Source organism: Sphingobacterium spiritivorum, from assembly GCF_016724845.1.
GTDB lineage: Bacteria > Bacteroidota > Bacteroidia > Sphingobacteriales > Sphingobacteriaceae > Sphingobacterium > Sphingobacterium spiritivorum_A.
In genome coordinates, this window is the sequence record NZ_CP068082.1 from 4,421,435 (window position 1) to 4,434,889 (window position 13,455).

General features: G+C 39.8%; 16 protein-coding genes. 6 read left to right on the top strand and 10 right to left on the bottom strand.

All coding sequences use genetic code 11. From position 1 onward, the window contains the following. Positions 1–2: 2 nt before the first annotated feature. On the bottom strand, positions 3–242 hold the full coding sequence (locus I6J03_RS18765) for a hypothetical protein (protein ID WP_003002930.1): 240 nt from the start codon (positions 240–242) through the stop codon (positions 3–5). Positions 243–367: 125 nt separating this feature from the next. Between I6J03_RS18765 and dinB the strand changes: the two genes are divergently transcribed. Continuing rightward, positions 368–1,414: a DNA polymerase IV gene (gene dinB / locus I6J03_RS18770; RefSeq protein ID WP_050767763.1), complete on the top strand. Its 1,047-nt coding sequence runs from the start codon at positions 368–370 to the stop codon at positions 1,412–1,414. 83 nt (positions 1,415–1,497) lie between these two features. Here dinB and I6J03_RS18775 read toward each other — a convergent pair whose 3' ends face one another. After that, on the bottom strand, positions 1,498–2,067 hold the full coding sequence (locus I6J03_RS18775; RefSeq protein WP_002995664.1) for a YqgE/AlgH family protein: 570 nt from the start codon (positions 2,065–2,067) through the stop codon (positions 1,498–1,500). A gap of 135 nt (positions 2,068–2,202) precedes the next feature. Between I6J03_RS18775 and pdxH the strand changes: the two genes are divergently transcribed. From pdxH to I6J03_RS18790, 3 genes are read left to right on the top strand one after another with little or no spacing between them, the layout of a single operon-like run. After that, positions 2,203–2,856: a pyridoxamine 5'-phosphate oxidase gene (gene pdxH, locus I6J03_RS18780; protein WP_003002926.1), complete on the top strand. Its 654-nt coding sequence runs from the start codon at positions 2,203–2,205 to the stop codon at positions 2,854–2,856. A 4-nt stretch (positions 2,857–2,860) separates the two neighbouring features. Continuing rightward, a complete protein-coding gene (locus tag I6J03_RS18785) occupies positions 2,861–3,355 on the top strand; it encodes an NADH-quinone oxidoreductase subunit C (protein ID WP_003002925.1) in 495 nt (164 codons plus the stop codon). Positions 3,356–3,370: 15 nt separating this feature from the next. Next, positions 3,371–4,567 (top strand): NADH-quinone oxidoreductase subunit D, encoded by a 1,197-nt coding sequence (locus tag I6J03_RS18790; protein ID WP_003002924.1) that lies wholly within the window; start codon positions 3,371–3,373, stop codon positions 4,565–4,567. A 338-nt stretch (positions 4,568–4,905) separates the two neighbouring features. Here the strand turns inward: I6J03_RS18790 and I6J03_RS18795 are convergent, their stop codons facing one another. Further along, on the bottom strand, positions 4,906–5,490 hold the full coding sequence (locus I6J03_RS18795; RefSeq protein ID WP_003002922.1) for an outer membrane beta-barrel protein: 585 nt from the start codon (positions 5,488–5,490) through the stop codon (positions 4,906–4,908). A gap of 297 nt (positions 5,491–5,787) precedes the next feature. Continuing rightward, the gene (locus I6J03_RS18800; RefSeq protein ID WP_003002920.1) at positions 5,788–6,345 is read right to left on the bottom strand and encodes an AAA family ATPase; all 558 of its coding nucleotides are present in this window, start codon (positions 6,343–6,345) and stop codon (positions 5,788–5,790) included. A 322-nt stretch (positions 6,346–6,667) separates the two neighbouring features. Between I6J03_RS18800 and I6J03_RS18805 the strand changes: the two genes are divergently transcribed. Further along, positions 6,668–8,065 carry an alpha-L-fucosidase gene (locus tag I6J03_RS18805; RefSeq protein ID WP_003002916.1) on the top strand — a complete coding sequence of 466 codons (1,398 nt, stop codon included), beginning with the start codon at positions 6,668–6,670 and terminating at the stop codon, positions 8,063–8,065. A gap of 92 nt (positions 8,066–8,157) precedes the next feature. Beyond that, the gene (locus I6J03_RS18810) at positions 8,158–9,294 is read left to right on the top strand and encodes a TlpA disulfide reductase family protein (protein WP_201693891.1); all 1,137 of its coding nucleotides are present in this window, start codon (positions 8,158–8,160) and stop codon (positions 9,292–9,294) included. A gap of 167 nt (positions 9,295–9,461) precedes the next feature. On the opposite strand, the gene I6J03_RS18815 is transcribed toward I6J03_RS18810, so the two are convergent. From I6J03_RS18815 to I6J03_RS18840, 6 genes are all read right to left on the bottom strand, one after another. After that, a complete protein-coding gene (locus I6J03_RS18815; RefSeq protein WP_003002910.1) occupies positions 9,462–10,343 on the bottom strand; it encodes a pirin family protein in 882 nt (293 codons plus the stop codon). A 9-nt stretch (positions 10,344–10,352) separates the two neighbouring features. Further along, on the bottom strand, positions 10,353–10,664 hold the full coding sequence (locus I6J03_RS18820; RefSeq protein ID WP_003002909.1) for a GNAT family N-acetyltransferase: 312 nt from the start codon (positions 10,662–10,664) through the stop codon (positions 10,353–10,355). A gap of 47 nt (positions 10,665–10,711) precedes the next feature. Continuing rightward, entirely contained in the window at positions 10,712–11,587 is an 876-nt protein-coding gene (locus I6J03_RS18825) for a pirin family protein (protein WP_003002907.1), read from the bottom strand. Between the two features lie 97 nt (positions 11,588–11,684). Then, the gene (locus I6J03_RS18830) at positions 11,685–12,209 is read right to left on the bottom strand and encodes a DUF4269 domain-containing protein (protein ID WP_039989472.1); all 525 of its coding nucleotides are present in this window, start codon (positions 12,207–12,209) and stop codon (positions 11,685–11,687) included. Between the two features lie 11 nt (positions 12,210–12,220). Next, a complete protein-coding gene (locus I6J03_RS18835; RefSeq protein ID WP_003002903.1) occupies positions 12,221–12,781 on the bottom strand; it encodes a GNAT family N-acetyltransferase in 561 nt (186 codons plus the stop codon). A 126-nt stretch (positions 12,782–12,907) separates the two neighbouring features. Further along, the gene (locus I6J03_RS18840; protein WP_232279596.1) at positions 12,908–13,453 is read right to left on the bottom strand and encodes a GNAT family N-acetyltransferase; all 546 of its coding nucleotides are present in this window, start codon (positions 13,451–13,453) and stop codon (positions 12,908–12,910) included. Between the last annotated feature and the right edge of the window lie 2 nt (positions 13,454–13,455).

The window sequence follows — 13,455 nt, forward strand, 5'->3', positions numbered from 1 at the left end:
GCTTATTTGAGCAACATTACCTCTTTTATTTGAATAATTTCTTTCAATAAAGGTTTTTTTCCATCAGCCAGCAAGGGTTCATGCAAAGGGGAGGGAACAAATAATTTGAAATTCTTACGATCTACTTTTACATTAAATATACATCCGTGTGTAATATGTTTATCATCTACCACAAGTGAAAGATCAGTAACCACCTGAGAAGATAGTCCTGCCTGATTGATCAGCTTTAAGAATTGTTCCATGATTTTTTTACAAACATAAGTTTTTTCAATAATATTTTAAGGCTAATTTTGTTTAGCTACTTATGCTTACTTTGATCCTGTTTTAAAACAATTTGGAAATCCAGCGCAAAATAATTCATTTGGATATGGACGCATTCTATGCTTCTGTAGAGCAACGTGACTTTCCTGAATTGCGTGGCAAGCCGCTTGCTGTTGGCGGATCTCCGGACGGACGGGGAGTGGTGGCTACAGCAAGCTATGAAGCCCGGAAGTATGGCGTCAAATCTGCGATGTCTTCGCGTCAGGCACTGCAATTGTGCCCTGATCTGATCTTTACACGTCCCCGCTTTGATATATATAAAGAAGTGTCACAGCAGATCAGACAAATTTTTCTCCGGTATACAGATTTAATCGAACCTCTTTCTCTGGATGAAGCTTATCTGGATGTCACAGAAGATAAGCAGGGGATAGGATCGGCAATAGATATTGCAAGACAAATTAAACAAGAGATTCAGGAAGAGTTGAATCTGACTGTATCAGCAGGAGTGTCGGTAAATAAATTTGTAGCTAAAATAGCTTCTGACATTAACAAACCAGATGGCCTTACCTTTATAGGGCCTTCAAAAGTGGTGGCATTTATGGAGCATCTGCCTATCGAAAAATTCTTTGGTGTCGGTAAAGTAACGGCCTCAAAGATGAAAAAACTCGGTATTTACAGAGGGGCGGATATGAAGCAATGGACACAGGAAGCACTGACCAGACACTTTGGTAAAACGGGCGAATTTTTTTACAATATCGTACGGGGTATAGACAACCGGCCTGTACAACCTAACAGGCAAACAAAATCTATCAGTGTGGAAGATACCTTTGCACAGGATATTGCAGATATACAGGTGCTGGAAGACATCCTGAAGGAGTTGTCCGTACGTCTTGTTAAACGGTTGAATGCAAAAGAGCTTGCAGGTAAGACTGTTACCTTAAAAGTAAAATTTTCTGATTTCAGCCAGGCTACGCGAAGCATGACGGCTTTAGATGTTGTGACAGGAGAGGAGGTACTCTATCAGATCGCTTCTGAGCTTCTGAACAAAGTTTCATTGACCGAAATGAAAGTACGGTTATTGGGCGTCGGGGTTTCGAATTTTACTGGTGAAGATCCTGACCGACAGATAAACAGGCAGCTAACACTGTTTTAGTCTTTGGTAAGTGCTTTCTGAACAGCGGAGGTAGATATTTGATAAATGAACTAGGTTAACGATATCACATTTACGGATCCGTCTTAGTTTAACTCGGGTGACTGCGGAAAATTAGCAACATGGGCATATTTCTGTCCCATACTGATAAGTGCCTGTTTCCACAAATCTTCTCCGTCCGTAATAAAAGTGAGATCCTTATTGAATTTGTTGTCTACAGCCCAGCTGTTTTCTTTAATCTCCCGATCCAATTGGGAAGGACTCCATCCGGAATATCCGATAAAAAATTTCACTTCATCGGACGTGATTTTTTCTTCCTTAGCTAATCGGAGTAGCAACTCTATATCTCCGCCCCAATATACATCATCAATAATATGTTCACCACTGAGTAGCAGGTCGTATGCTTTGTGAATAAAAAACAGCGCTTCACATTCTACAGGACCTCCCAGATAGATCGGAAAGTCAGCTTCCCGCTCTACATCCTGAAAGACATCGGACAGCATAAGCTGCGTTCGCTGATTTAATATAAAACCCACTGTACCGTCGGTCTCATTGTGATCGGCTAATAGAATGACAGACCGTTTAAAATTCTGATCGAGCATAAAGGGTTCGGAAACCAAAAGACTACCTTTCTGCGGTTGTAATTCATTAAACATAGCTTTATCTCCTTTCTTTGTGATAAATATAGTGATTAAGAGAAATATATGTCTTTAAAAAATCAATAAATACATTAAGGAGATAAAAAAAGAGCACTTTTTTAGTAAGTTTGCAAGTAGACAACTATTCCTATCATGTCAATAATACATAAAGATATAGCAGCTATACGAGTGGATTATACGCTGAATGAATTGTCAGAAGACCAGATTAATCCGGATCCTGTTGCACAATTTGAAAAATGGTTTAATGAAGCTTTACATGCCGAAGTAATGGAGCCAAATGCGATGTCATTAGCAACTGTATCCACCCAAGGCTTTCCTTCCTCCAGAATTGTATTGCTGAAAGATCTGAAAGATAACGGATTTAGTTTTTTTACCAATTACAACAGTCGCAAAGGACATGAAGTTGTAGAAAATTGTCATGTTGCTCTTTTATTCTTCTGGCCTGAACTCCAAAGACAGGTCAGAATAGAGGGTTTAATAGAGAAACTTCCTTCATCAGATTCTGATGAATATTTTGTATCCCGGCCAAAAGGCAGTCAAATCGGAGCCATTGCCTCTCCACAGAGTAAGACTATTCCAAATAGAGCTTACCTGGAAAGTAAGGTGGATGAACTGAGCCGTCAGTATGCGGATCAGGATGTTGCAGACCGCCCGCAACACTGGGGAGGTTATCTGGTGCGTCCTGTAGCGGTTGAATTCTGGCAGGGGCGAAGCAGCAGACTGCATGACCGCTTACTGTATACGAAAGTTTCAGACTCATGGAAGATTACCCGATTAGCACCTTAAAAAAATGACCTTTGAAGATATTAAAACATTGCTTATCCGCCAGTTTGACGGATCCGTTATTGTAAAAGAACAGGCTACAGGTCTTCAACCAGCCTTATATATACTGCCTGAAAATCTGGTAAAAGTATGTCAGTTTCTGCGGGATTGTTCAGATACATATTTCGATTTTCTATCAAACATTACTGCTGTAGATGATTTCCCGGCAGACACCTTCACAGTAGTTTACCATTTAGCTTCTATTCCTTATCAGCTTCAACTCACACTGAAGACAGAGCTGGCAGCTGTCCGGGATCTGGAGATTCTCCCATCTTTACCTTCAGTATCTGCTGTCTGGAAAACGGCCGAATGGCACGAACGTGAAGCATTCGATCTGATGGGCATATTTTTTACAGACCATCCGGATCTGAGAAGAATTTTGCTTCCTGATGACTGGGAGGGATTCCCTCTGCGTAAAGATTACCAGGATCCGGAGCAGTATCATGGTATTAATATCAATTAACTCTCTTTTGATTCGATGACAAACGAAGTATATAATCAGGCATTTACCAATTATCAAAACAGGATAGCAGCGATCGGTTCGCAGGAGATGGTGATCAATATGGGGCCTCAGCATCCTTCAACCCATGGTGTATTGCGACTGGAGCTGATCACAGACGGAGAAATTGTAAAAGATATTATTCCTCATCTGGGCTATCTGCATCGCTGTTTTGATAAACATGCTGAATCTGTCAACTATACCAAGACTATACCTTTTACGGATCGTCTGGATTATCTGGCTTCCATGAATAACAGCCATGCCTATGTAATGGGGGTAGAACGTATGCTGGGACTGGATAGCAGAATTCCAAAGCGTGTAGAATACATACGTGTCTTAGTCTGTGAGTTGAACCGTATTGCGTCGCATCTTATAGCAATAGGTACATATGGTATTGATATAGGAGCATTTACACCGTTTATGTGGTGTTTTCGTGATCGCGAGCATATTATGAATATGCTGGAATGGGCATCGGGTTCCCGTATGCTATATAATTATATCTGGATAGGCGGACTCTTCTATGATCTTCCGGTAGGGTTTGAAGAGCGTTGCACTGAATTTGTAAGCTATTTTAAGCCTAAACTGGTTGAACTGGATGAGTTGCTGACTCAGAATCAGATATTTATTTCAAGAACTGCCAACATCGGAGCGCTGCCCGCAGATGTGGCTATTAATTACGGATGTTCGGGTCCTATGCTGAGAGCTTCCGGTATAAAGTGGGACCTTAGAAGAGCTGACGGATATTCTGTATATCCTGAACTAGAATTTAATATTCCTGTCGGAAAAGGAGAAATGGGAAAATTAGGTGATTGCTGGGATCGGTATAAGGTGCGGGTAGATGAGATAAAAGAATCGGTACGTATTGTTGAGCAATGTCTGGAGCGTCTTCAAAAGGATTTTCAGCGGACGACAGATTTTGATCCAAGAGCATTGGTGCCGAAAAAGGTAAATATCAAAGCTCAGGATTATTATGTAAGGGCCGAAAATCCGAAAGGAGAATTGGGTTTCTATTTTGTAGCACAGGATAAAACCGACATTCCCAAACGAGTTAAATCAAGAGGACCCAGTTTCAATAATCTTTCTGTATTACCAGAATTAGGGAAAGGTGTATTGATCGCTGATTTGATTGCAATATTAGGCTCAATTGATATTGTGCTTGGAGAAGTCGACAGATAGTTGAAACCTGCAAAAAAATGCAAAAATATTTTGTCTTTAATGTTTCAACACCTATATTTGTAGTCTCATAATTTAAGTTTATAATTGGTTAATAGAAAGTTCGCAACCGCTCGGTTTGCGGACTTTTTTATTTTTACAAATCTGCTATTAGACTTTGTCCTGTTGCAGCTCACATCCATTAAACCAGCGATAGAATTTCGGTCAAAGGCTTCGGCTGATCTTAAAAGTTTTCTTCGAAAAAAGTTCAGAGGTGATGGCAATAGCAGGTCAGAAGCACAAAAAAATGAGATATCTGTTTCGAGATACCTCATTCTCCGTTTGTTTGTAATTATTAATTATTAAAAGTGGAACTGTACACCGATTGTAGGTGCTAAAGAATTTGCATCCAGACCGAATGAATTTGTTTTCACTTTTGTATCTGTAGCAATGTTTTCCACCTGACCATGATTATAGTACAAACCTCTTACTTTAAATTCGATTCCGATTTTAGAAGTAGGGAAGTATGCAAAACCAGGTGCCACTTCAACTCCGTAATTTGTAATTTTGTTTGTTTTTACATCATCTACTTTCTGATTACCCCATGCCATTGGCACTGTTAATTGTCCGAAGAACTTAACCGGACCTTCACCCAGGTAGTAGCGTCCGTATGGAGCCACTTTGAATGCGTCATTTACATTTTCAGTTGTAGTTTCTGATTTGTTGTATTCATAACCAATACCTGTACCTATTGCGAAGTTGTTACTTACGAAATAACCTACCTGTGGCATAATAGAAAAGCTGCTGCTTTTGATATCTGTATCCTGAATTTTTGAAGTAGAGAAGCCAACCTGACCTCCAACAATGAATTTACCTTTTTCTGTTTGTGCGTTAGCTGCAAATGTTAAAGCTGTAATGGCAGTTAATGTTAAGAATAATTTTTTCATGTTTACAAATTTTTAAATTGTATTTAACTAATTAATCAACGATCATTCTATGTTTACTTTTTGACCGTTTGATACTAATAGTCAATGTTTGTGCCATTCCAAACGTGCCAGAATTATAAAAATTGCTTTTTCTGAATATTCTTTCTTATCTCATTGAAAATCAATTTTATATTTTTCAAAAATATGGGTTTGTTCGTTTTTGATGGTGACGACAAAAGATCAGAAAAAATATGACATTTTGACTATATTGATAAAAATGTCAGTTTTATGGAAATCTTGTCAGTGATTTAGCATGCTTTAGAGTAAGTGCAGTTGATCAAGTATAAAGCTTCTGCGTTCTTCAAGGGATGCTTTAGGGACATCAATCAACCTATATCCATATTTCTCATAAGTTTGCTTCATATAATAATAAGTCTGTTCTGCTTCCTCCCAGGATTGTTTTCGTTCCTGATCCTGTTCGTAGATTTCTTTCCATGCTGGTAGAATAAATACCACAGGATTGTAGCGATAGTTTCTGACTGCCGTATCCATCTGTACCGGGATATTTTTCCCAAGCATTTCTAGATAGCATAACGTATCGGGTAGTCCGCGGTCAAACAAGGTAATTTGATTGTGATTCTGACTATTGAAATATAGAAAGTCGCGTAAGGAGTACTCAAACATCCGTTTTGCGTATGCCTGTTGGTCTACCCATGGAAGAGCCTGACCATTACCTTGTATCTGTTCTTTAATGATAGTACGGGCTACTTCAGCCGCGATTTGTACATCGTGAGCAAGAGTTTCTAATAAGGAAGTCTTTCCTACACCGGGACCACCCGTCACGATATAAAAATTATTTCTTTCAATGGTATTCATATGAGTTTTGTTTCTTTTTAAAGGTAGTTTGCTCTTTGATAATTTTGATTAGTGTAAGCTGTATTCGGATTATTGTTAAAATGTTTGATGGGAGATATACGATTGCCAAATGAGAAGGGAATTATCTGGCTATTTATTGGGTTCGATTATTATAACAAATCGTACTTCAAAAATAATAAAAAACAGAAAATGAAGAACATAGCTATTATCATGATTATGTCAGATATAGGATGATTGAGCAATCGATTGCGTAAATTGTGTGCTTGTCAGTTTAATGGATTTTCGTTAATATTGTGATAGAGCCAATATAAACGCAAATACTATGAAAAAACGAAGTTTCCTGAAGGTGTGTCTGATGCTGGGGTTGTTATCTGTCAGCCAGTTACATGCACAAGATAAAACTCCTTCCTGGGCCCAGAAAGCCAATGATGACAAAGAAAACCGAATGAAATGGTGGACACACGATCGTTTCGGAATGTTTATTCACTGGGGATTGTATGCTGTGCCGGCTCGTCATGAATGGATCCAGCAGATGGAGCAAATGAGCACGGAGAAGTATAAAGATAAATATTTCAATCTGTTTGATCCTGATCTGTACAATCCAAAAGAATGGGCCGCTTATGCCAGAAAAGCCGGGATGAAATATGTCGTTATTACAGCAAAACATCACGAAGGATTCAGCTTATGGGATACAAAAGTAAGCGATTATAAAGCTCCGAATACTCCTGCCAAACAGGATCTGTTAAAACCATTTGTCGAGGCTTGTCGTGCTGAAGGTCTGAAAGTAGGATTTTACTATTCTGTCATTGACTGGCATCATCCTGATTTTACAATTGATGGGACACATGCGCTACGCAACAATCAGGAGGCAAGAAAAAGTAATGCTAACCGTAATATGGATAACTATCGCAAGTTTCTGAAAGATCAGGTGCGTGAGTTACTTACGAATTATGGTAAAATTGATATGCTGTTTTGGGACTTTTCTTATCCTGGAAAAGACGGTAAAGGACATGCTGACTGGGATAGTGAAGGACTTGTCAAGCTGGCCAGAGAGCTTCAGCCGCAAATTATTATGAATGACAGGCTAGATCTGATGGATAAAGACTGGGGATGGGATTATAAGACTCCGGAGCAGTTTATGCCAAATAAATGGCCGGAACATAACGGAAAGAAAGTGGCTTGGGAGACATGCCAAACTTTTTCAGGTTCCTGGGGATATCACAGAGATGAAAATACCTGGAAAAGTACAAACCAACTTATCGCTATGCTGATCGAAGTGGTGAGCAAAGGTGGCAATCTGCTGTTAAATGTCGGACCTACAGCCCGTGGCTACTTTGATGACAGGGCTACAAATCGGTTGGAGGAAATGGGACAATGGATGAAATACAACAGTAAATCAATCTACGGATGTACAGCAGCTCCCGAAGGATTCCAAAAGCCGGATAATACCTATCTGACATACAATCCTGAAACCAAGCGAATGTATATTCATTTATTACAGTGGCCGTTTAAAACATTATATCTGCCGGGCTTTAAGGATAAAGTTAAATATGCACAGTTTCTGCACGATAATTCAGAGATTAAATATACCTCCAGAAGCAGTGCAGCCGCCGGAGAACATATGGCTATAACGGCAGGAGAGGGAGATTTGATTATGGATCTGCCCGTTGTAAAACCTAATGTGGAAATACCTGTAATCGAACTTATATTGAATGACTGATAACTTCGGGGCGAAAGCCCCGTTTTTATTTTCCGCATTTTGAATCATGAGCTTAAACTTATAATTTTATACGGATTACTAATTTTGAATATATGATAAAAAAGACTGCCATCGCGCTGTTCCTCAGTCTGCCTGTACTGGCTTCTGCACAGAGCGATACGTATTCGATCGTTGGAAAGATCGAAAAACCAAAAGAAAAATCACAAATATATCTTTCTATCCGCAACGCGAAAATGCAGGTACTGGATTCAGTGGATGTAAAAGACGGAGCATTCCAGTTTCAGGGTAAGGTAGACGGACCTACTGCAGTGTTTCTGATATACGATCATGAACATGAAGGACGTAAAAAAAACGGGGCTCCCTCCGATGCATTAACGATCTATGTCGACAAGGGTCAGACTACAGTCCATATCGCAGATTCGATCAAAAATGCAAGCGTAAAGGGGACGGCTATTCAGGATCAGTACAGCCAATATGCGCAACTGCTCAAAACGGTTAACAGCGAAATGAACCGTGTAAGTGCAAAGTTTAGAAATTCAACTGAAGAACAGCAGAAGGATACAACGTATTCAAATGCCCTGCGTGATGAGTATATGAAATATGCGAATGAGAAATCCGCATTACAGGAAAATTATGCAAAGAGTAATCCGGCATCATATTTTAGTTTGATGGCTATTCAGGATATATCTTATCAGGATTTTGACGTAGTAAAATTAGAAGGACTATATAATAAACTCACTGCTGAAATAAAAAATACATCTGCCGGCCAGTCATTTGCTCAACAGATTGCTGCAGCTAAAGCAACTACTATTGGTTCATCAGCTCCGGATTTTACACAGAATGATGTGAATGATAAACCTGTAAAACTCTCTGATTTTAAAGGCAAATATGTGTTACTGGATTTCTGGGCTTCCTGGTGTGGTCCATGCCGTGCTGAAAATCCGAATGTCGTAGCTGCATTCCAAAAGTATAAAGACAAAAACTTCACTGTCTTAGGTGTTTCTCTGGATCAACCTGGTAAAAAAGAAAACTGGCTGCAAGCTATTGAAAAAGATCAGTTGACATGGACACATGTCAGTGATCTGCAGTTCTGGAATAATGCTGCTGCCAAATTATATGGCATACGCTCTATTCCGCAAAATTACCTGATCGGTCCTGACGGAAAGATTCTGGCAAGTAATCTGAGAGGTGAGGAGCTGCATAGAAAATTAGAAGAGTTATTAAAATAGAACTTCGGAGAAGATGTCTATACATAAAATGGGGCTGTCCAAAAAGTGGACTGCCCCATTTTTATGCTATTTTACACGTACCTCCCTATAGCATCATTTCAGATATGTAATTCTCAAAGGATTTGACTTTACTTTTGAGACAGCTTCTTTTATCTTAACTGCATTGGCTACTTCAGAGAAGAAGCCGGCAGGGGCACGAATTCTGTTTCTCCCGGAACTTTTGGAAATTTCTGATCTTTCCAGTCATGTTTAGCCTGTTCGATCAGGGTTCTGTCTGAGCTCACAAAATTCCAGTGAATATACCTTTGTTCCGGAAAGGCTTCTCCACCAAAAATATAAACAGTTGTATTTTCTCCGATCTCAAATTCACATAACTTAGAATCTTTTGCAATCAAAATGTGTTTAGGGGTATACGTGTTCCCTTCACTTTTGATTTCCCCTTCCAGAATGTAAAGTCCGCTTTCACCAAACAGATCATTTCCTATGCTCAATTTTGCTGCTTTTGTACTTTTTATCTCAATAAAATATAAGGGACTGTGTACCGGCACAGGTGATTTCTTTCCGAAAGCTTCACCGGCGATCAGTTTTATCTGTACACCATCTTGTTCCCATGCAGGGATATCACTTGCTTCTACATGCGTAAATGTAGGTTCAGATTCCTCAAGTTCTTTTGGAAGTGCTACCCATATCTGCAAGCCATGCAGGTGCTTATCTGTATGACGAAGGTATTCCGGCGTACGTTCAGAATGTACCACACCTTTTCCTGCTGTCATCCAGTTGACAGCGCCGGGCTGTATTTCTATAGCTGAACCTATACTGTCCCTGTGAAAAATAGATCCTTCAAACAGGTAGGTTAAAGTAGACAAACCTATATGCGGATGAGGAGGTACATCCAGATTTTGATAATCTTTCAATGCGGCCGGACCCATATGGTCGATGAATACGAAAGGTCCGACTGCCCGCTTCTGTATAAATGGAAGCAGTCTTCCTACCATAAAATTGCCGATGTCAGCGGCTCTCTCTTCAATTATTAATCCAATGTTTGACATAGTTAAAAATTAATCTAATGATTTGCTCTGCTCTATTACGATTCTCTTCCATTCGGGATGTCGCTTGATATAAGCTACAACCAGCGGACAGAGTGGATTTAGTTTCTTTCCACTTTGTTCTATCGCATCCAGTGTCTTTTCTATTACCGCAGTAGAAGCACCATTCCCCTGCAGAGCAGGTTCAACTTCAGTATGCAAAAGGGTAATCATAGCCGGATTTTCACGATAAGTGATAAAAGCCTTACTGCCGTCTATCGTTATTTCGTATTGATGATCGGTTTCATTTTTGACCAGAGGGATTGTTAAAAATTCTTCTTTCATAATATCTCGTTTTGATTTTAATAAAAATGAGTGACAGCGCTGAATATTTAATCTTCCAGATATCCGAATTTGCCTTTGTTATAATCATCAAAAGCTTCCATAATCTCTTCACGTGTATTCATAACAAATGGTCCGTGTGCAAATATGGGTTCTTCGATAGGCTGACCGCTCAGCACCAACACTATAGCATCTTCTTTAGCTTCAACATCAAATTCTTCACCATTGTTTTTGAAGAGTACAAAATTATCGGTGTCTACCGCTGCACCATTTACAGTAACGGTACCCTCGATAATCAATACTGCTGTATTGTAATGTGACGGGAATGAAAAATGTGCTTTTCCATCTTTTTTAAGATGAGCATTCATCAGATTCACCGGAGTGAATGTCGTGGCTGGTCCGTCATGACCTTCATATGTTCCTGCAATCACTTCCACATAGCTTCCTTCATTGTTTAAGGGAACACGTTTCATATCCGCATTTGTAATTGCCTGATACTTCGGATTGGTTTTTTTGTCCGTTGCCGGCAGATTGACCCACAGTTGTACCATCTGAAATTCTCCTCCACTTTTACTGAACGACTCTTCATGATACTCCTTGTGCAATATACCCGATGCAGCTGTCATCCACTGTACATCTCCTGCGTCAATGACACCGCCGCCGCCACTGCTGTCGTGATGCGCTACGCGACCTTTATAGGCAATAGTCACGGTTTCAAATCCTTTGTGCGGATGCACACCGACGCCTTTAATTTTATCAGATGGTGGAAATATATAAGGTGCATTGTAATCCAGAAGAAGAAAAGGACTCATGCGTTGCATGCTTAGCGGAGCAATCCCCGGAATGAAGTTGTGCACCCGAAATCCGTCTCCTACAAAGTGTGCTCCCTGAGGGGCTATCACCGTTTCTATTGTTCTTGTACTCATATCATTAAATATTAAAGTAGTATAGTACAAAAGTACCCCTGTCAAAGCGGTCTGGCATTGATGTAAGATAAGAAATAATCAGTAAATTTCGATTATATCAGAGTTTCTCTATATCCAACAGCGCTAAATAAGGATCTCCTTCCAATCCGAGCAACTGGGCAAAAGCAGGTTCGGTTTTAATGCCCTGCTTTTTCAGCTGAATAATTTTTTCTCTGAATAGATCACCATGTGTCTTCAGCAAGTTATATTCAATGAGCATATGCCTGTAAGCATATTGTCTGGTGGTGGGGATATTTTGACCAAAAAGTTCAAACTCAAATCTGTCCAGCTTAAAACTACAAATCACAGAAGGCTCGTCATAAATAATTTTGTGCCGGACGCAGAAATCTTCTCTGTTTGCAAATTCTTTTTTTAGTAATTCCTGAAAACTTTCGAAATCCTGCACCTCACAAATAATATCCAGGTCGCTGGAGTCAATGTTGATGGCAATCGGATAAGTTCCTGCCAGAATAGGATGGTATACCGCCAACAGATCAAATATTCTGTGTTTTTGCAGCAGTTGATAAATTTCCTGCTGCACAACATTTCCGTATCGGAGATAATGGATAGTAGTAAAGTCCAAGAGCTGTCCGGCTATTTAACAGGGTAGAACATATGATAATAATCTCCACCGATAAAAGGTCTTTTGTCGCCCAACTGAAATCCTATTCTTTCGTACAAGCGTTGTGCATTAGGATTAGACAGATCGACTAATAAACCTACCTTATCAAACTGCTGTTCTTTAGCATAGTCTATAATGTATCTGATCAGTGCGCTACCGACGCCCTTTCCCTGCTGATCAGGAGCTACAGCTACTGTATCTAGATAGAGTTCGCCTCCCAGAGTTTCCTTTTCAAAATCAATTTGTTGCTTGTAGTGCTGAGTTACTGCAGCCAGCACAGGCGCACGGAGTTCGTCCAGTCTGTCTCCGTCATAGGCCGTGACAGATCCTGCTATTTTATCATTTTCATCTATAGCAACGAATGTATTGGTATAACTATATTGATTATCGGTATCCTGAAAGAATCCGGTAAGAAATTCAATTGCTTGTTGCTGATCGCGGCTTCCGATAAATTTATAAATAATATCTTCCATTGCTAAAAGCATAAGAACCGGAACGGCTAAGTCTGATGGTTGAGCGGGTCTGATGTACATATATGTTAAATCTATTTGAAACTGAATATACCTTCAAGTATACGAAATTTTTCAGGATTAGCCGGGATTGCGACAGGCAGAATCAAGGACTATGGCAGGGAGAAGGTAAATGTGATTTTATTCGGATCAGACTATCCCAAACGGTTCAGAATACCTGACAACGCCATATACCTGCTCTAAAGCTCCTTTCACTAATTCTAGGGCCATAAAATTTTCTGAAGGAACATCAAAGGGAGGTTTAATATTCCAGTTGATTGCGGGTGCAAAACCAAATCGTGCATAATAGGCAGGGTGACCCAATACAATAACGGACCTGAAGCCTGTTTGTCTGGCTACAGACAGACCCGCATCAATTAGCCGTTGTCCGATTTTCATATTCTGAAATTCAGGTAATACCGCAACAGGAGCTAATGCCAGACTCTCGACAGCATGTCCTTCATTTTCAATAGTAATTCTTGTAAACATTACATGACCAATGACCTCTGCATTATAAACGGCAACCAAAGACAAGTTCGGTACATAGGCATTACTCAATCGCAATGCATCCACTAGTTTTGCTTCATCTTCCTGATCAAATGCTACAACATTCACGTGAAAGACTTCAGCCATATCCGGTTCCTCTTCTTGCCGGATAATGAGATCCTTACTATCTATTATATGCTTGTATTCCATTT

What these genes read in the sequence shown, in the direction of transcription:
- I6J03_RS18765 (WP_003002930.1), bottom strand. Translation starts at nt 242, where the DNA reads ATGGAACAATTCTTAAAGCTGATCAATCAGGCAGGACTATCTTCTCAG.
- dinB (WP_050767763.1), top strand. Translation starts at nt 368, where the DNA reads ATGGACGCATTCTATGCTTCTGTAGAGCAACGTGACTTTCCTGAATTG.
- I6J03_RS18775 (WP_002995664.1), bottom strand. Translation starts at nt 2,067, where the DNA reads ATGTTTAATGAATTACAACCGCAGAAAGGTAGTCTTTTGGTTTCCGAA.
- pdxH (WP_003002926.1), top strand. Translation starts at nt 2,203, where the DNA reads ATGTCAATAATACATAAAGATATAGCAGCTATACGAGTGGATTATACG.
- I6J03_RS18785 (WP_003002925.1), top strand. Translation starts at nt 2,861, where the DNA reads ATGACCTTTGAAGATATTAAAACATTGCTTATCCGCCAGTTTGACGGA.
- I6J03_RS18790 (WP_003002924.1), top strand. Translation starts at nt 3,371, where the DNA reads ATGACAAACGAAGTATATAATCAGGCATTTACCAATTATCAAAACAGG.
- I6J03_RS18795 (WP_003002922.1), bottom strand. Translation starts at nt 5,490, where the DNA reads ATGAAAAAATTATTCTTAACATTAACTGCCATTACAGCTTTAACATTT.
- I6J03_RS18800 (WP_003002920.1), bottom strand. Translation starts at nt 6,345, where the DNA reads ATGAATACCATTGAAAGAAATAATTTTTATATCGTGACGGGTGGTCCC.
- I6J03_RS18805 (WP_003002916.1), top strand. Translation starts at nt 6,668, where the DNA reads ATGAAAAAACGAAGTTTCCTGAAGGTGTGTCTGATGCTGGGGTTGTTA.
- I6J03_RS18810 (WP_201693891.1), top strand. Translation starts at nt 8,158, where the DNA reads ATGATAAAAAAGACTGCCATCGCGCTGTTCCTCAGTCTGCCTGTACTG.
- I6J03_RS18815 (WP_003002910.1), bottom strand. Translation starts at nt 10,343, where the DNA reads ATGTCAAACATTGGATTAATAATTGAAGAGAGAGCCGCTGACATCGGC.
- I6J03_RS18820 (WP_003002909.1), bottom strand. Translation starts at nt 10,664, where the DNA reads ATGAAAGAAGAATTTTTAACAATCCCTCTGGTCAAAAATGAAACCGAT.
- I6J03_RS18825 (WP_003002907.1), bottom strand. Translation starts at nt 11,587, where the DNA reads ATGAGTACAAGAACAATAGAAACGGTGATAGCCCCTCAGGGAGCACAC.
- I6J03_RS18835 (WP_003002903.1), bottom strand. Translation starts at nt 12,781, where the DNA reads ATGTACATCAGACCCGCTCAACCATCAGACTTAGCCGTTCCGGTTCTT.
- I6J03_RS18840 (WP_232279596.1), bottom strand. Translation starts at nt 13,453, where the DNA reads ATGGAATACAAGCATATAATAGATAGTAAGGATCTCATTATCCGGCAA.